The sequence below is a fragment of the Haloprofundus salilacus genome (assembly GCF_020150815.1).
Lineage (GTDB): Archaea > Halobacteriota > Halobacteria > Halobacteriales > Haloferacaceae > Haloprofundus > Haloprofundus salilacus.
In genome coordinates, this window is sequence record NZ_CP083723.1 from 112,498 (window position 1) to 130,318 (window position 17,821).

General features: G+C 60.0%; 12 protein-coding genes and 1 pseudogene. 5 read left to right on the plus strand and 8 right to left on the minus strand.

Features of this window, described 5'->3' with window-relative positions:
• Window positions 1–182: 182 nt before the first annotated feature.
• Together LAQ58_RS00525 and LAQ58_RS00530 are read right to left on the minus strand one after the other, a co-directional pair.
• Window positions 183–1,382 carry a glycosyltransferase gene (locus LAQ58_RS00525; protein WP_224448675.1) on the minus strand — a complete coding sequence of 400 codons (1,200 nt, stop codon included), beginning with the start codon at window positions 1,380–1,382 and terminating at the stop codon, window positions 183–185.
• Window positions 1,382–2,509: a glycosyltransferase family 4 protein gene (locus tag LAQ58_RS00530; RefSeq protein ID WP_224448676.1), complete on the minus strand. Its 1,128-nt coding sequence runs from the start codon at window positions 2,507–2,509 to the stop codon at window positions 1,382–1,384. Before LAQ58_RS00530 ends, LAQ58_RS00525 begins: the two co-directional genes overlap by 1 nt.
• A 95-nt stretch (window positions 2,510–2,604) precedes the next feature.
• Here LAQ58_RS00530 and LAQ58_RS00535 point away from each other — a divergent pair, with 95 nt between their 5' ends.
• Window positions 2,605–4,164 (plus strand): O-antigen ligase family protein, encoded by a 1,560-nt coding sequence (locus tag LAQ58_RS00535; RefSeq protein ID WP_224448677.1) that lies wholly within the window; start codon window positions 2,605–2,607, stop codon window positions 4,162–4,164.
• 1 nt (window position 4,165) lies between these two features.
• Here LAQ58_RS00535 and LAQ58_RS00540 read toward each other — a convergent pair whose 3' ends face one another.
• Entirely contained in the window at window positions 4,166–5,308 is a 1,143-nt protein-coding gene (locus LAQ58_RS00540; protein ID WP_224448678.1) for a glycosyltransferase family 4 protein, read from the minus strand.
• Between the two features lie 86 nt (window positions 5,309–5,394).
• Between LAQ58_RS00540 and LAQ58_RS00545 the strand changes: the two genes are divergently transcribed.
• Window positions 5,395–6,351, plus strand: coding sequence for a glycosyltransferase (locus tag LAQ58_RS00545; protein ID WP_224448679.1), 957 nt, complete (start codon window positions 5,395–5,397; stop codon window positions 6,349–6,351).
• Between the two features lie 55 nt (window positions 6,352–6,406).
• Here the strand turns inward: LAQ58_RS00545 and LAQ58_RS00550 are convergent, their stop codons facing one another.
• The 3 genes and pseudogenes from LAQ58_RS00550 to LAQ58_RS00560 all read right to left on the minus strand — a co-directional run bounded on the left by LAQ58_RS00550 (window position 6,407) and on the right by LAQ58_RS00560 (window position 11,698).
• Window positions 6,407–7,852 (minus strand): oligosaccharide flippase family protein, encoded by a 1,446-nt coding sequence (locus LAQ58_RS00550; RefSeq protein ID WP_224448680.1) that lies wholly within the window; start codon window positions 7,850–7,852, stop codon window positions 6,407–6,409.
• Window positions 7,853–7,996: 144 nt separating this feature from the next.
• Complete coding sequence (locus tag LAQ58_RS00555) at window positions 7,997–10,987, minus strand: LamG-like jellyroll fold domain-containing protein (RefSeq protein ID WP_224448681.1); 2,991 nt, start codon at window positions 10,985–10,987, stop codon at window positions 7,997–7,999.
• Between the two features lie 64 nt (window positions 10,988–11,051).
• Window positions 11,052–11,698, minus strand: a pseudogene (locus tag LAQ58_RS00560) (sugar phosphate nucleotidyltransferase).
• A 107-nt stretch (window positions 11,699–11,805) separates the two neighbouring features.
• Here LAQ58_RS00560 and LAQ58_RS00565 point away from each other — a divergent pair.
• Together LAQ58_RS00565 and LAQ58_RS00570 are read left to right on the plus strand one after the other, a co-directional pair.
• On the plus strand, window positions 11,806–12,411 hold the full coding sequence (locus LAQ58_RS00565; protein WP_224448682.1) for a hypothetical protein: 606 nt from the start codon (window positions 11,806–11,808) through the stop codon (window positions 12,409–12,411).
• A gap of 294 nt (window positions 12,412–12,705) precedes the next feature.
• Window positions 12,706–13,941: a DnaJ-like cysteine-rich domain-containing protein gene (locus LAQ58_RS00570; protein WP_224448683.1), complete on the plus strand. Its 1,236-nt coding sequence runs from the start codon at window positions 12,706–12,708 to the stop codon at window positions 13,939–13,941.
• On the opposite strand, the gene LAQ58_RS00575 is transcribed toward LAQ58_RS00570, so the two are convergent.
• A complete protein-coding gene (locus tag LAQ58_RS00575; protein WP_224448684.1) occupies window positions 13,931–15,022 on the minus strand; it encodes a DnaJ domain-containing protein in 1,092 nt (363 codons plus the stop codon). The two genes, LAQ58_RS00570 and LAQ58_RS00575, sit on opposite strands and share 11 nt — an antisense overlap.
• Window positions 15,023–15,469: 447 nt before the next feature.
• Between LAQ58_RS00575 and LAQ58_RS00580 the strand changes: the two genes are divergently transcribed.
• The gene (locus tag LAQ58_RS00580; RefSeq protein WP_224448685.1) at window positions 15,470–17,536 is read left to right on the plus strand and encodes a hypothetical protein; all 2,067 of its coding nucleotides are present in this window, start codon (window positions 15,470–15,472) and stop codon (window positions 17,534–17,536) included.
• On the opposite strand, the gene LAQ58_RS00585 is transcribed toward LAQ58_RS00580, so the two are convergent.
• Window positions 17,533–17,673, minus strand: a complete 141-nt coding sequence (locus LAQ58_RS00585) for a DUF7503 family protein (RefSeq protein WP_224448686.1) — start codon at window positions 17,671–17,673, stop codon at window positions 17,533–17,535. The genes LAQ58_RS00580 and LAQ58_RS00585 overlap by 4 nt on opposite strands.
• Window positions 17,674–17,821: the final 148 nt, after the last annotated feature.

The following is a 17,821-nucleotide window of genomic DNA, read 5'->3' on the forward strand; positions in this document are numbered from 1 at the left end:
GTCACGGCGTCGCTCTTCGGTAATGACATCTCGCGGGCGTCGCGTTGTCTTTCTGTGACGCTTATCCTACGACGTGATTCATACGCATTCATACCTATACTCACTCGCCTTGCATACTTACAGAAGTATACGGTCGAGCGCCGAACGTAACAGAGTACGGAACGACAACCGGGCTTGCGTGATCACTCGCGGGAGAGTTCGAGGATTTCCCTCACGGCCTCACGGAGACGTTTCCCGACACGTTCCCATGTGTAATGGGACCTGACGATATCGCGTGCCGCATAACCAATCCGTCGGCGACGTTCGACATCCGATAGTAGGCCAGTAGTTTCTGCGGCGAATGATTGCGGATTGTCAGCGACAACAAGGTGTCGTCCGTTGTCCGCCTTGATTCCTTCCCTAGCGAGGGAAGTGACCACAATGGGGCGGCTGAGTGCCATCGCTTCAAGGACCTTGTTCTGTAATCCTGCACCGTGGCGCATTGGCGCAACGACTACGTCTGCCAGATTAAGATACTCTCGAGGATTTTCAACGAATCCTGTGACGGTGACGCCGGGAATGTCATCAAGAACGGTCACTTTGTCACTCGGGCTAGAACCAACTACGAGGAACTCGGCAGCCGGATACGTCTCGCGGACCAGCGGAAAAACCTCGCTGGCGAAGTATATGGCCGCATCCTCGTTTGGGAAGTAATCCATCTTTCCGAGGAAGACGAGCGTTGGCCCCGACTCCACTGCGCGGAGGGCGGTGGGTTTGCGTTCGAGAAGTTCGGGTTTTACGCCGTTCGGGAGTACGGAGAGCGACGGGTACGACGCGCCCTCGGCGATGAACGAGCGGTCGGCATTCGTAATGATGAACGAGCGGTCGAACGTTTCCACAACCCGACGTTCGTACCGCCGTAGTCGCCGCCACTCCAACGGATAGATGAACCGCCAGAGCCCGGTCGAGTCTTGGCTCGCCTCCCGGTAGTTTCGAGAGATGGCATCCACAAGATCGACCACCTTCGGCGTCGAACGGTCCTGGACGTATTCCGTGGTGCGGACGTGGTTGCAGTACAACAGGTCGAACCGGTGTTCGTGCTCGTCCAGCCACGCGTCCACCGCTCCGAAGTGGAAGTAGTGCGCCTGGAGTGGATGCCGCGAAAACAGACCGGGAATCGTGTTTAGGTAAAACCGGTACGACGGGTAGGAGAACACGTGGACGTCCGCAAACACCGATTCGAGTTTAGCGACCGCCGTGTCGTCGACCGGGGCTTCGTCGACGACCAGCAGTTCGACGTCGTGCTCCCGCGCAAGTTCGCAGGCAGTGTAGAACATCCGGAGTTTCGCCCCACCGGTCAGCGGGTATGGGAGACGAGAACAGAGAACGAGTATGCGGGCCATCAGTCGCGTCGAACCTTGTTGAGCGCGTCACTGATGGTGAGCGCCGTACTTTTCCATGAGAACTGTTCTGCTCGCGCAAGTCCGCGTTCCCGGTACGTCTGCGCGAGGTCCGAATCCGTCAGCAGTCGTGTGATGGCGTCGGCGAGCGCGTCGGGGTCGGTGGGGTCGACCGTGACGCCGGCGTCACCGACGACGTCAGGTAGCGAGGAGCGGTCGGACGTGACGACGGGCGTACCCGATTGCATCGCCTCCAGTGGCGGAATTCCGAACCCCTCGTATAGGGAAGGGTAGACGAAAACAGACGCGAGGTTGTACAGTAGCGGGAGGTCGTCGTCGGGGACGTATCCAGGGCGATAGACAAGTCCCTCCGACCACGCGGCGTTAAGGACATCCTTGAACTCTGGGTCCGGGACATGGTCCTGGCCGACGACGACTACGGGGAGCCGGTCGGACTCAGGAAGCCGTGCAAGTGCACGGACCAGCGTCGAGACATTCTTCCGGGGCTCGACGTTCCCGACGAACAATACGAACTCGTTGGGGAGGTTGTACTCCTCACGTAGCCTGTAGCGTTCGTCGTCGGAGAGGGTGCGCGGGTGGAAACGGTCGTCTGCAGCGGGCGGCGCGACAGATACCCTCGAGTTGGGGACATCGTAGAACCGCTGGAGGTCGCGTCTCGTGCTCTCGGAAACGGTGACGATGTGGTCGGCGGTGCGGATCGAAAGCGGGAGGAACGTTCGGAGGTACGCGCGGTACGCAGCGGTGTGAACCGCGGGGTGGACGCGGTGAACGAGATCATGGACGACGATGACGCTCGGCACGGGGCAGTAGATAGGTTTGAGGAAGTTTGGGCCGAGGAAACAGTCGATGTCGTCTACGCGGAGGACTCGTGGGAGGGTCACGTTCACCCACCACGCCGGCGCGGCGGGACCAAGGGCGCGGGAGATCACTTCGGAAGGAGGAATCGAAAAAGGTCGAATAGCGTCATTGACAAGCGGGAGTTCATCGATGGATGTACAGTAACCTGTAGTTTCTAAGTCAAAGGAATCTGATGAAAGAACCCCCTGGAGGTAATTACCAACACCTGAGATATTGCCAGCGAGCGATCGGGCGTCGATACCGACAGTCACTGTGAGGCTCTATATCCTGTCTCACTCATAGTCACTTCGACTTTCCCAAGCGTGAATCAAACGACTTTTGCAGAGGAAGTTTCACACAGACACTAATGCGACCGGCCTACCGGCATGGGATTGTCTCTTCTACCTTGCTTCTCCCAGTAACACTTTTTCTCGGAATTATTCTCCAAGAGATACTAGTTCCACTGCCAGGACTGATAAGTCTCGCGCTGACGTTAGTTACGTACGGAGGATATATCGTATATACAGAGGAGTATCGAATTGGGTTTCTTGCTGCCTTCGCTACAGCAGCAACGATCTCCGCAGATATCCCAGTTCTGGAAGAAACTGCAGCATTTGCTGGACCGTCTGTCGGGTCAATCTTCCTCATCGAAATCATTGCGATACCGGGTATAGCGTACTTGCTCTATGATTGGCGGGAGTGGGACCACGTTGAACTCCTCCTTACAGCGTATTCAGTTTGGGCTGCGATTTCTGTCGTCTTCGGTATCGGCCCCGCAAAGGCGGCAGGGTTCTGGTTCGCTGCGTACTCATTCTTGGGAGTTATCTCGTATGCCATTTTCCGACGTGCGATTCAGCGTCGAATCGTCTCGTGCACCGAGGCTGTCTCGTTGTTCCTCTTCGCCGGCGCCGGCCAAGGACTCATTGCAGCTCTCCAATTGATTCACACGGCAAATTTTGGTTTAACTACGCTCGGAGAAGGAGCAAATTCAAGCGGAGTATATATATCATTATTCCTTTACAAAGTCCCGATTGGAACGTATATCAGCGGGTTCATGTCAATGTCATTTGAACTTGCGAATTATCTGGTCCTTCTCTTACCGGTGATAATAGCCTTCGCGATTTTGAAGCGGCAACAGAGATGGTCTAGTATCGCCTTGGGCAGTGCAGCGGTCATCGCAGCAGTGGGAGTCAGAGTGACAATGTCGGACGCTGCACGGGGAGGGCTGATTATAGCGCTCGGAGTGTTTATCGTAGCTCTTCTCGCAATGAGAGTAGATAATCGAATAGTCGTAGCGGCGGTAATACCGATATTGCCTGCGTTCATTCGGTCAACCACTTCCGGACAAGGGGTACTCGTCAATCAAGAAACGTCAAACCCGTCAACGGGCCCTACAGCCCCGGAGAATCCAACAACTACGCCGACATCCCCGACGGGAAACCCCGATCCGGTGAACATCAGTATTCCGTTCTTCGACCTCTCAAATCTCGGCGTTCGTCTCCAGCAGTATATCATTGGAATTCAAATGTTCATCAATCACCCGCTGTTCGGTGTCGGAGCGGCCAACTATCAGTTGGTAGCGATGGGTTACGACGCTCCCTATCCCCCGGGTGGGGAGTTCCCCTACTCAATACACAGCATCTACATTACCCTCCTCGCCGAGACCGGGCTTCCGGGATTCTTCCTGTATACTTTGGCAGGAGCATCGGTGGTTCTCGGGGGCCTATACTACGGAGTCAGGGAACAGAACGTTCTTCTAAGCGGGCTTGCATGTGGTTTACTCGGAACTTTCGCGTTCGGATCGCTGGATATTCTCCAGTTGTACTATCCTACAGCATTCGTCCCGATCTGGGCCGTAGCTGGAATTGCTGGCGCAATCTGTGGGGGAATACATCTACCTACACCAAGAGGCATATTCTCAAGATAATTTAGTCGGTAGACTCAAGTAGTCGGTGAACTTCAGCAGAAATTCTCTTTTGGAACCGGTCTACGGAGAAGTTAGAGACCGGATTTAGGAATGACTCGCGGAGCGCCTTGGGGTCTTGGTTGCCTGACAGGACGCGTCCGATCTTCTCAGCAGCCTCGTGAGGAGTGGAGAAGGTGACGGCGTCCCGTCTGCCGACGATTTCGACCTGTCCGCCGGAGTCGGGGACGAAAGGGATCATACCGGCAGTGACCATCTCGGCGACCGCCATCCCGAAGTGTTCGTAGCGGCGGCCGTGGAGACCGAACCGGTGGGTAGCGAGCAACTCCAGGAGTTGTTCGCGTTCTAGCGCACCCTCGTAGGAGACGTAGGGCCGTTCGTCAATCGCGCACGAGACACACCGCCAGTAGTCGTCGTCGCCGTGCCGGCCGACAACGTGCATGTGGATGTCGAACCCACGGTCGCGTACGGCGTCAACGATACGAACGAGTTCGAGGACGTTCTTCCGTTGTTCGAGTCGGCCGACGGAGACGAACCCGTTCTCACGGTCCTCCCACGGAATCGGCGAGAACGCCTCGACGTCCACTGGCGGGTAGACCGTCCGTGGTCGAACTCCGTAGATATCGCGCGTCACGTCCGCAGTCCAGTCAGAGTTCGCGAGTAGCGTGCTGTCCGTGACCTCTCGTTCGTCCCACCCCGCGATAGCGCGGCAGACGCGGTTGTACGTGCGGTACGCGGGCGTATTGACGTCGGTCTCGCCGGGGACACTCGCCCGGTCGAACTGTGGAACGTGTATGTACTGCACGGAGTCACCGGGGAGGGCTAGCTCGTTTATCGTGCTGACGACCAGGTCGTAGTTGTCGCACAGCGGACGGATCGCACGGTTGAACACGGCAATCTCCGCGAGCGCGAAGCGATCACGGCGTAGTCGGTGGATGTGCGAGATGACTGAATTGACCGGCCTCACCGAGACGCGGGGTGGTTCAACACCCGCGAAAGCGGCGAGCGATGTGAGTTCGACATCGGGGGTGGCGGTGACGAGTTCCACGTCATGGTCCTCCTCAAGCGATTTGAGAACGTGCGTACAGACGACCTCGCCGCCGCCGAAGGTGGAAAGATCAGGGTGGAGAACACCGATCGAGGCCATGGCCCGACTTCGTCTCGGGGTTAGTTTACTGTCACGGTGTGCACGAGACACCGGATTTATTCGAGTGGAGGGGTTTTCAGCACGGTATGCCTACGGTGTTTACATATAACCAGCACCCCGCGTACCTCTACCTTCTCTCCCATGTCGACGCGGAATTTGTCGTCGTCGGGGAGTGGGGTGTGGACACGCGTTCCCACCCGGACAACGTACGGTTTATAGACTCCTGTGAGGCAGACGAGTACGCCGGCTACGCGGACGTCTGGCTTTCGCACCTCATCACGCCAGACCTCGCCCGTTTCGCGCAGATGGGACGGCGAATCGGCTGGCCCGACAAGCTCGTACAAATCATGCACGGACGCTCAGACCGCGTCGGCCATCTCAGGTCCCCTCTCGCTAGAGCCGGGTATAGAGCCGCAAAGCAGGCGGTCATCCCGGTTCTCTGGGCGGTAGGTCGAACTCTGGACATCGAGTACGTTTACATTAGCGACTACGTCGCCGACTCTTGGCGAATAGGTGGGCACACGATATATCCAGCCGTGCTCCCTGAACTGTACGAAGGGGGACAGACAGATGGAGAGGACTACGCGCTCGTGGTCGGGAATGAACTCCACCGCGGGCACTTCGAGTTTGACATCCTCCAGCAGGTCATTGGGCGACGGGATGTCCGAGTCTGTGGCGCGAACCCGCAGCTGGTCACGGAGCCTGGCCGGGTGTCGTGGGGGGAATTGAAACGGCAGTACCGGAACGCGAATTGTTACGTGAACCTCCTGCAGCCGCCGGAGAATTCGTTCAACTTGGCGACGTTAGAGGCTATCGGGAGCGGTACGCCGATAGTGACGCTCCAACACCCAGAGTCCGTATTCGAAAACGGGGTGACTGCACTGGTCTGCGAGACTGCGGAGGAGGTAGTTGAGGCGATGGACCGACTCCGGGACGACGAGGCGCTCGCAAAGCGACTTAGAACCAACGCGCATCAGCTGGCCGCCGAGACGTTCGACATGGAGCGGTTTCAGCGGAGTTGGCGCGCCGTACTGTCCGCGTGAAATTGTCTGTGGATTAACGCGCCGAGGGGGTGGAGCTTGACAGGGTTCGGCCATATCATTCCAGCAGGGTTCGAGCATGAGCGAGTTCCGACTGAGAGACGACGCCGGTTGCGACGAGGAGCGCGGCGTAGATGGCCGTCGTCGGGAGGACGAGGAGTAGGTCCACGACTAGCCCACTGAATCCGAGGGAGTGCACGAGAGCGTAGACGGCGAGTATCACCAATGAACACATCACTGCCAACGCGCAGTGACGCCATGGGAACCGCCACGCAACGAAACGCCGCGAGACGATATACACAAAGACGGGGTAGAGGGCGAACCCGACGAGCGACGCAAGGGCGGCACCGAGGTAGCCATAGAGTTGAATGAGCGGAAAGTTCAACACGATGTTCACGGCTAGGGCAAGACACACTCCTACGAGCATCGTCCGCGACCGCTCCCCGACTTCGAGTGGCTTGTGACCGACGTTCGCGAGGTTCCATAAGAAGAGACCGGCCGTAACCAGTGGGACAACGAGATACCCCGCGGCGTACTGCGAGTCGAGTATGAAATCCGTGAGGGGGCGACTAAGGACCAGTGAGAATGCGACGATGGGAACACCGACGAGCGCGAGGTAGCGAGTGTAGCGAAAGACGTCCGCCGCGAGTTGCTCCTCAGTCCCGCCGTCCCACGCGTTCATGACGAGTGGGTGAATCGCTTGAATCATCGGGCCGAACGCGAGTCCGGCGGCTCTTGCGGCGAGCGTGTAGTTCGAGGAGTACACGCCGACCGACGCACTCCCCCGGAGGAGTTCGAGGATGAATCGGTCGGAGAAGTTGAGGAGGTTGTGCGCGAGTGCCCACCCAATGAGCGGGAACCCGAACACGGCCATTCGCCGAGCCAATGCCAGGTCGAACCGGCCGCGAAGTGTGGATAGAGCGTCGGCCTGCCACAGCAGGACTGTAGCGGCGATTGCTGTGCCAAGCGCGGTTCCCCAGAGCCATCCGACGATGGAGTGCAGGAGCAGGAACGAGAGTGCGAGTGCTGCGACCGCGTTCACTATCGCGCGAGCAACCCCTATGCGCAAAACGATTTTCGAATCGAGTTTCGACTGATGGACGGCACGGTAGACGTTGTAGAGACTTGTCGCCGCGAGCAGGGCGACGCCTGCGAAGTAGTAGTCGGCGTACGCTCCGAGCACGGGTTCGACGATTGGGTATGCGAGGGTGGTGAGCAAGACGACGGCCGCGCTGAGACCAATGACGACGACGGAGACGACACCAACCACCGAGCGGGACTGTTCGGGTTCAAACCGGAGGACGGATTGGTCGAGCCAGCCAGTCAGAACGGTACTGGCGATCGTGACTGCAGACAGTGCCAGTGAGTACCGGCCGAACGCACTCGGGGTGAACGCCTGCGTAAAGAGCGAGAGGAGGACGAGAGCTAGGACAGCGGGGAGTGCGCTGGCTAGTCCGTATCGAAAGACGTGCGCTGAAAGACCCTCAGTCGACCGATTAGCCATTATTTGCGGTCTGAATCCGTGTAGGCCTATACATTCTCATATGGGCTAGTCCGCCATGTCGGCTTTGACGATCCGGCGTTGCCGAGCTTGATGTTAGTATCCAGCTTAGACTACCCAGGATTAGAGCCGACGACGTTCGTCCGATCATTGTGATGCTAACTGCTGGATGACTTGGGGAGAAAGCGCCCGGTTGAATATACGTACTTCATCGAGATATCCATCGAACCCTCGTTTGCTCTCCTCAGAAAACGGACTGCCGAACCGAAGCGGACTGCCGAACGCCACCGAGCCACCGCCAACACCGTCCTCTGCCTGCTGCGTTCCGTCAATGAAAATCCGCCTCGTCTGCCCGTCGTACGTTAGGGCTATGTGTGTCCATTTGTTAATCGGCACACTACCTGCTGGGAAGAATTCATCAGTCACGCCAGGAATACGAAAGGTGATTCGGCCGTTCTCTTCAAGTGCAATAGGAAGTCCATTCGGCGTTGTGAGAAGCTCTCGGTAATTATTTTCCTGGTTGATATCGAGTTCCGTCGGGTTGACCCAGAAGCTGAAGGTGAACTGCTGGGGAATGTCCATCTCCACCTCTACGTAGGAGGGCTTTGATGAGTCAAACCGCAACGCACCACCTTTCACGCCGTCGTCACTCCACCGAGCACCGACGATGCGTCCCGTCGTCGTACTGACTCGGCTGTACGCAACGTTACCCTCGCCGAGGTCGAACGGAAAGTGGAGAATACCGTCTCTGTCGTGTCCCATGAGTTCAGCTCCATCTGTCACTGCGTTCGATGGGACTTCGACAGTCCCCTCCGGAAGGCGATACGTTCCTTCGTAGGGCACTGTCGCGCCATACACACCGTACGGGTTGGACTCAACCGTTTTTCGATATGTGAACTCAGTGCCATCGATACGAACGTCAGTCTCGACAGTCACTTTCTCTGTATTCCCTTGAACCCCGACGAGTGTTGCTCCGGGGACCAGTGTGAATACCCTGTGTCCGTCTCGAGCATAGACGGCTCTGTAATGGCTCAGGGCTTCAGTGGCGTCGGTCTCGCTTCCGAAGTGAGTATACAGTCGCGCCTGCAGTGATTTAGACGATGATTCCGTTTCGGTCAGGACGACGAAGCCTACTCTGTCACGTAGCTTTTCGTACGACTCTACTGGTTTGCTTGAAAGTTGGAAATTTCGGTAGTTTCGCTGTGCAAATCCATACGACTCCGACTCCCCGTTCACCAGATAATTATAGGCCCGGTTCCAGCTCCACTCGCTAAACACGTAATTCTGGGGATACTCCCAACCCTGCTCCTCAGAGTACTCACGCATCCACATCGCCGTCTCATACACTCCATCAGGAACCAACAACTGTCCAGTCTTCACTGGAATTTGGACGAAACTGAAGCTCCCGGCGAACAGCCCCAGTCCCATCAGTGACATCGCCTCGCGCCGCTCCGGGCGCTCCAGCCCGATTGCCTCGTTCACTGGCTCACGAGCACGCCGCCCCGACTCCGACTCAGCGAACGGCTTCGGCATTCGAACCGCGTCGATCTTCGCCGCGAGGTGGACGAAGCCCAACCCCGCAAAAATCGCGACGAACACCGACAGCTCACCGGCGAATCGCAGTTGTATCAGCGACAGCGCCAGGAAGTACCACGCGTATGTCGCCATCGCGAGCCACGCCGGTTCGTACTCCCGAGCCGCCCGCAGCACTGCCCACCCGGCGTATGGCAGTCCCAGGAGAACCAGAAGGCCGAACGAAAGCAACGGGCCGACAAGCGACCCCTGGTCGGCGCTAACGAGCGACTGCGTCTCGACGATACCCTCCGTCTCGAGGAGGAACTGAATCCCGCTCTGGAGTTCGGTCCCCAACTGCGGGACGACGAACGGCAATACGCCGAAGACGACGACGCCCGCGACGACTTCGCCGCCCGCAAGCGCTCGAACCGACCACCCTTGCCGCGACGCCAACTCGGTGACGCCCACCACAGCCGCGGCGCCGACGAACAACCCGGCCGGAGCGAACGCTACCGTCGTTCCATGCCACCCGAGCGCGAAGTGCGCACCCGCGGTCAGCACAGCGGCGAGCGCAAGCCCGCCGACCACGCCGCCCAGTTCCTGAACCGGCGACCTCCCCACCCGAACGGCCGTGGTTGCCCAGCCGACAACGACGAGGCCCAGTGGGAGAATCAAAAGCGGTCCGGCCTCCCACGCGAGCGTCTGCCCGGCGACTGCGACGCCGAAGACCGCTGCCCAAAGTGCAGTGCCCGGGTCGAGACCGAAGCCATCTCTCGAATCACGTGCGCGACTCGTCCGTACGGCGAGCGACACCAGTGCCGCAGCGGTCAGTGCGAGCCAGAAGTAGTCGAAGGCGTGGTGGTCGGCGAACCCGAGACTCGTTCGGTAGGCGTGGACGGGGATCAGCGCCAGCGCCAGCACCGTTGCGAGTCCGACTCGCCTATCGTCGGTCAGCCGAAGGGTCGCCAGATACACCAGCGCGCCGGTCAGCACCGCAGCGACGACGGGGTAGAGCGCGAGGACGACGCCCGACGCGCCCGCGTCGCCGCCGAGTAGCTCCGTCCAGAACCACAACGTCACGACTAGGAGAGGTTCGCCTGCTGTAACGCGGTGCGGCAGCGACGCCAGCGCGCCGAAGTCGAAGGGGCCGCTCGTCTCCGCGGCCACCGTCTCGACGATGTACCGGTAGAAGTACGGGTCGTTTGCCGAGAGGACGATAGTGCCCTCGCGGAACACCGCCGAAATCGAGATGAGTCGGACGAGCGCGAGAAAGACGAGTGCCCCGACAAGTGCGAGCGCCGCGGTTCGATCGATATTCGGAGTCGATAGCGAAGGCATCGTCAGCGACGACGCTGTCCCTGATTCCGTTATCGACTCGGACGTTGTCGTCTCTTCGCCGTCGAGCGCCGCCCGCACCGCCGCGGGATCGCTGACGCGGTAACCCTCATTTTGCTTCTCGACGATATCCGCAGCCACGATCTCGCCGAACAGTCCCGAGTCGACGTCCACGTCGTCGAAGGTCCACGTGCCGTTCTCGTCGGCGGCGAGGATGGAGCGAAGCGCCGACTCGGCGTTTGGACGCTCCGCGAGGAGGGTGGCCGTTGCCTCGCGCGTCTCTGTCATTGCTGGCTACACTGCGAAAGAAGGGTTAAAATCCTCCGAAGAGCGGCGAGTATCCATTTCCGAGCTACGCCATCTCGACGACTTCGTCCTGCAACCGGCGTTCGGCCTCGTCCCTATCCTCGGGGTAACCGACGTCAATGCGCCAGCCGTCGAGGCGAATCGCGTCGATGGTGCGCCCGCTCTGTAGCAGGAGATTGATGGCGTCGGTTATCTCGTACTCGCCGCGGTCCGACGGCTGGACGAGGTGGCACGCGTGGAAGATCGCCGGCGAGAACGTGTAGAAGCCGGTCATCACGAGATTCGTCGGCGGTTCGTCGGGCTTCTCGATGACCTCGATTATTTCGCTATACTTGTTCGTGTTACAGACGCCGTAGCGACCCGCCTCTTCCTCGGGTACCTCCTCAACCAGGAACGCGGCGTCGGCGCGCTCCTCGCGCTGTCGGCGGAGCACGTCGCTGAGATTCGCCTCGAAGACGTTGTCGCCGAGCATCAACACGAAATCGTCGTCGATGTACTCTTCTACGGTCAACAGCGCGTGCGCCAGCCCCTTCTGCTCGCGCTGGTGTGCGTAGTAATGGGGACGCCCTGCACCTCGTCGCCGTAGTAGCTCATGACCTTCTCCTTCTTGTAGCCGACCACGACAATTATCTCAACCGCGCAGAACTCCGGAGGCAGTTTAGATACCCCGTCTCCGTTCGGTGGTTGACTCACCACAAACCGGTCCTCGAAAGTCAGGGTCACGCGTTATGCTCTGAGAATGCGTAATCTACTTGATTCGAACGCGGTACGCACGTACCACTCCCGAGTCGGTGGAAGCGATGGTCACATACGAGACGGAAGAAGTCGGACAGTACGAGAAGACGACATCGATGGACGGTCGATTCTGGCAGCTCAGCGCGCTCGCTGCGATTCTCGGCGGAGTGCTCGTCGCGGGGGTCGGCCTCGCGCTGTTCACCGTGTTGAACGAGGCGGAGTTCGTCTACGCCGATCCACTCGGCGCTATCGGGTTCCTGCTGATTATGGCCGGACTTCCGGCGTTCTACCTGCGCGAACGCGACTGGTTCGGGAGAGTTGCGCAACTGACCTTCGCGATGATCACGCTCGGAACCGTCGTGACCGCGGTCGCGTTGCCGGTAGCCATCTACGGTCCAGGCATCGCCTTCCTCGGGTTTGTCTTGGGATTCTTCGTTACGGTCGTCGGCGCCTTCGGGTTCGGCGTCGCGAGGCTCCGTGCCGACGTCCAGCCGCGACTCGAAAGCTGGCTCTTCGTCGCCGCGTTGCCGGTCGGGCTCCCGCTCGCGTACGGCTTCACGACGTACGTGATGGGAGAGGGGGCCGACCCGTGGGCGGGACCGATGGTGTTCTTCGGACTCGCGTGGGTCGTCTTCGGCCAGCGACTGGAACGAACTCGCGGCGCTCGATGAGGCATTCGACGCGATGCGCTCGCCGATCGTCGTCGACGGCCGCCGAATCATCACACGCCACGACGGCATCGACTACGAAGAGATGACGCGGTAAACTCGATCCCCTGAACCCCTGTCAGAACCGCTGACGACGCCGACCGGCGTATGGTCGAATTCGGAGACGTACGTAATTCGTCTACCGCCGAATCATCGGTGACGAACGCTGTCCTTTCGAGACTCGCGGAATCACCGCTCCCAGTCGATCAAAGCAGTACCCAAACAGATATTTATGGTTGATTGAAAATTCAAACCAACATGGATATCGACGAACTGCTCGAAGGATACACCGGGCGGACGCGAGCGGAACTCACTGCCCACCTCGACCGGCCGGAGGATATGGTCAACCTGCTGGCGGACATGGAGGGCGACGCCCTCCCCGAGGACTTCTTTACCGAAGTGACGAACGTCCGCCTCCACTCGGACACGGTGCTGCTCTCGATGGTCGACCGCCGACTGAAGCATCTCCAGTACTCCGAGGAGGTCGAACAGTCGGACGGGGCGTTCGTCCAGATGGAGTTCACCGAACGCCCGGACGGCCACCCTGGGACGTTCGAACATCGCGAGTTCAAAACGCCGACGGAACACTCCTTCGGCACCTGCACGGCCTGCGAGGGGTCGCCCGTCAGCGACTGTTCGAGCTGCGACGCGACGGGCGATTCGGAGTGCGAGCGATGCGACGATGGGGCGGTGCCCTGTGGTCCTTGCGAGGGGACAGGCACGCTCACATGTCCGGTTTGCAAGGGCGACGTGACCCTCGAATGTGAGACGTGCGATGGGGAGGGACATCTCTCTCGGTCCGTCCCCTGTTCGTCGTGTGACTCCTCTGGGTCGGTCACGAGCCGCGAAACCTGCACGAACTGTCAAGGCAGTGGAAGTCTGACCGATGCCGACGGGGAGTCAGCTCGCTGTCCCAACTGCCGGGGCCGCAGCACCGTTTCGGTCACGCGGGCGTGCACCTCCTGCAACGGCGCCGGCCAGCAGACGATTCAGAGCGCGTGCCCTGACTGTTCGATGGGGCGCGTCGACTGCGAGAAGTGCGACGACGGCGAGGTTTGGTGTCGGGTGTGCGAGGAGACCGGCACGCGTGAGTGTCCGGACTGCGACGGGACGACTGAGGTTCCCTGTCAGAACTGCGAGGGCGACGGCACCCTCACCTGCGAGACCTGCGACGGTGACGGAGAGACGCATCAGTACGTGCTCGTCCACGACGCGTACACTGTGAAAACCGAGGAGACGCAGTTCGGGTCGCTCCCCCACGGAATCGAAGAGGCCGACTGGAAGCAGTTCGACGCCTGCACTATCAATGCGGACGACGGTACGATTTGTCGCGAGGTCACGCCGTCGGTTGCCGCGATTCGAGAGATCAGATACGACTACGGTGAACAGACGTTCAACCTTCGACAGATGGGCGAAGAGCTCTACTACACGCGGGTCCCCGAACCGACCCGAGAGGGGCTGTTCAGTCGCCTCCGGAGTCGGTTCACGGGGTGAAGAGCACCCACACGAGGGCGAGAACGACGAGCGCGGCGACGACGAGGCTGAGTCGGCGCCGAAGGAACCCGTTCGAGGGTGTCTGTTCGACGCGGTAGGTCGAACCGGTTTCGACGTCGGCTTCGATCGCGTCGGCGTCGTATTCGCGTTCGGACGCGTACGCGACCATGTCGATACCGGGAGGCCAGCCGCGAAGCGAGGCCCACCCGTCAGAGAACTCCTCGTGGCCGAGCGTGTCGTACCACGCCCTAAGCCGGGGGTTGTCGAGAATCTCGAAGGCCTTTACGTACCCCTGATACTGTGTTTCGCCCTCGATGGTCGCGCGGTCGGTCGACGAGAACGCGTCGTCGATCTCCGCGAACCGGTCGTGAATCTCCGTCTGCGTCGCCTTCGGGTCGACGCCGAGGCGGTCGTAAAACTTGCCGGCTGCAGTCGACGTCCGAGCCGTCGCCTGCGAATCCGACTCGGCTGCTGCATCACCGCCTTGAGGGGCTGATCGGGCCGTGCGAGCCGCCCGGGACGAGCCCACGCCCCCAGCGGTCTCCGATGGACCTCGCGCTCCGGGGTCGCTCTCGTCGAGGAAGTCCTCGCGCCACCGCTCCCAGTACGCGTCCTCGTCGTCCGACTCCCCGTCGCGTTCCATCGGTCGGTCGTACCGGCTCCAGTCCGTTCGGTGCGCACCGCCTCCGGTTTCGTATTTCGGACCGCGGTGGGCGGTCTCCTTCTCGTCGTCCGGTTCCGGGTCGTCCACGAACAGGCTGCTCGGGTCGTCGACGTTGTCGGGTCGGTGTTTCTCGATCCAGGCGTCCACATCGTAGATACCGCCCCCGAAGTCCCACCACTTCTCGAACGTCCGATGCCCGTAGGTGGGTCCGAGTTCGGTGAGCGTCTTTTCGTACTCGTCCCGGAAATCCCTGAGCACACCCCGAGCGTGGACCAACTCTCGCGTCAACTCCCGCGCGTCCGATTCGCTTCGAACGTCGGGGTGCGTCTCGAGCAGTTGCTCGCGAAACCCCGCCTTGATCGCCGCGTACGAGGCGTCTCGGTCGACCCCCAACTGCTCGTAATAGGTGTCCACCATGACGCGTACCAGTAGTTTATATTATAAGTATGTTCTGTAGATATCTTCGGCGTCGGCCGTCTCGGGAGTGAGGGAGACGCCCGAAACGAGCGGCCCACTCGCGACTGCGACGATGAGGACGGAGAGACGAACTGCTACGCCCGACGCTTGCAGGGTTGCGAACTATCTAGCCACGTGATAAATGCGTCGGGGCGTAATAACAACCATCCTAGAAGATTAACCTATTGACACCATGGTTGCGTAGGTGTGCCAGAACGCGTATACTCCGGCGAAATGGGCCTCTTTCCCGCATAGAGCGTCTTCATGCTCTGCGAGAAGACATTCTTGCTCTGCCTGAAAGTCGGTCGACGGTCCTTCGCTGACGCCGACACATTGTTATAGTTTCAGCCGAATCCACTGAGTAATGACTACTCACCCTACCGTGTTCTCGACCCGGAGGTGGTCTCCGTGACGATACGGTTCGGGTGCGCCGACGACGGTGACGGAATCGAAGTCGTCGACCCGGTGGAGCGGCACCGATACCTGCTGGAGACGTCCGGAAACGTCTCGCTCTCGACTGCCGCCACCGACGAGTTCCGCTTCCCCGTCGACGCCGTGGTGTCGTTTCGGACATCGTCGCTGACTCTGCCGACGGTCGTTCCCATCTACGTACGTGACACCGACGGGACGATGCTGGCTCACGTCACTCCCTCGGAGTCGCTCTCCTTGTCGGCCGGTGAGTACGCCGTCGAACTCTGTACGCCCATCAAGATGTACCTGCGCGTCACGAGCGAACTCACCGTCGACCGGACCAACCAGCGTCTCGACTTCGGCGGTGAGACCACCGTGGCGCTGGGTGCGCGCTCTCACCACGAACATCCAGCGGGAACTATCACCGTCACCGACTCCGTCGACGACGTGATGCGCGCTGTCTCGCTGTTCGGGTCGGCGCTGAAGACGACGACGCCCGAGCGTGCGTATCCAACACTTCGCGGACATCCACCGACGGTCGAGTTAGGCGACTCGTTCGAGGCCCCCGACGACATCGTCGCCCCTGAGACGGGCGTCCACATCGAATTGCCACACGAACTCTCGTACGTCTATGCGGCCGCACCGCTGGCGTACTATCTTGGCGCGCGCATCGAACCCGGCCCGGTACCGCGACTCGTGACCGACGCAGGCTTCGAACACCGACTCGACACAAGCGACGGCGTCGAACGCGAACTCGAACGCGTGCTGCGGCATGTTTTCTTCCTCGACTGCCTCTGTCGGACCGAAGGGCTGTACCCCGTCGAACTGCACGAACGCCGGGAGGTCGAAGCGACCACCGACATAGACTTCAAGCGACTCTACGGGCTTCCGTCCGCCGAGCGTCTCGAAGCGTACCTCTCGATTCCGTACGCGGAACTCGAACCGCACCAACCGGAGTGGAAACTCGTCAGCCACGTCGCACCGACAGCACAGAGCGCGGAACTACTGCCGTTTCTCGTCGACGACCTCGCAATCATCCGCACGCCCACGAGGGAGGAAGCATCGACCGCACCGGAAATACAGGTCAATGCCGTCGAGGAGTTCCTCCGCGACGGCGACGACTTCACTCGTGGGGCGGCTGCGCAGTCGTCGTCGATGGAGTTCGTCGAACCCGAGTCCGCAAACTCCGTCGAACAGGCGTGGGTCGGCGATGGAGCGCCTGTCGGGGCGAACAAAGCGACCATCGAGGCGTACCGCAATCGCTTAGAGCGCACCGCGGCCGACGACGACATCGACATCGTCGTCGTCTGTAACGACTCCCAGATGGTCGAGGAACGCGACGATATCGACCACGTGTACGGTTCGCGCGAGGAACTCCCGTTCGACGTGCAGATCCACCGCTCGCTCACTACCGACGAGTTAGCCGATGTACTCCACACGCAGACGGAGTTCCTCCACTACATTGGCCACATCGACGACGGCGGATTCGAGTGCGCCGACGGTCGCCTCGACGCACGCGAACTCGACGACGTGGGCGTTGACGCGTTCCTGCTGAACGGCTGCACCTCCTACGAACAGGGACTCTCGCTCATCGACGCGGGTGCCATCGGCGGCATCGTCACGCTGTCGGACGTCATCAACAGCGGCGCGGTGCGCATCGGTTCGACGCTCGCCCGACTACTCAACGGCGGGTTCCCGCTGTCGGTGGCGCTCGAGATCGCCCGCGGCGAGAGCATCGTCGGCAGTCAGTATGTCGTCGTCGGCGACGGCGGTATCTCCATTGCTCAACCAGAGAGTGGAGCACCGTTCCTCTGCGAAGTCAAGCGTCAGGGAGAGGATTACGAAATCGCTGTTCATGGATATCCAACAGATAAGTTTGGTATGGGGAGTTTGATGATCCCCTACATCTCCAATCAGCAGCAATACTCTCTTCCGTCGAGTAACCCACAGACACAGGTAGTTTCAGCAGAGGAACTATTCGAGTTCTTCTGTCTCGAAGACTTACCAGTTCGGTTCGAGGGTCAACTTCGATGGAGTAATTCTATCGAACGCTACGAGATTTAAGGGCCAGAGACCCAACCACCTGCCGCCGCCGCCGCGTTTCCTGCCTGCGAGAGCAGCAGCATCAACGTGAAGACGACACCGATCATTCGAGGGTTGTTCGCGAGGTAGTCCGCCATTGCAGAGTCGTTCTGGCTCATACTACAGGGGATGCCCCCCGAGACAATGAATTTATTTAAACACTTCTCACACAAAAATCAATAATACAATATCAGTATATTGGAGGAATAACTCTTCCGCCGCTTGTCACGACCGCTACCGGGTTACTGTTTACCACGGGGGTATGTG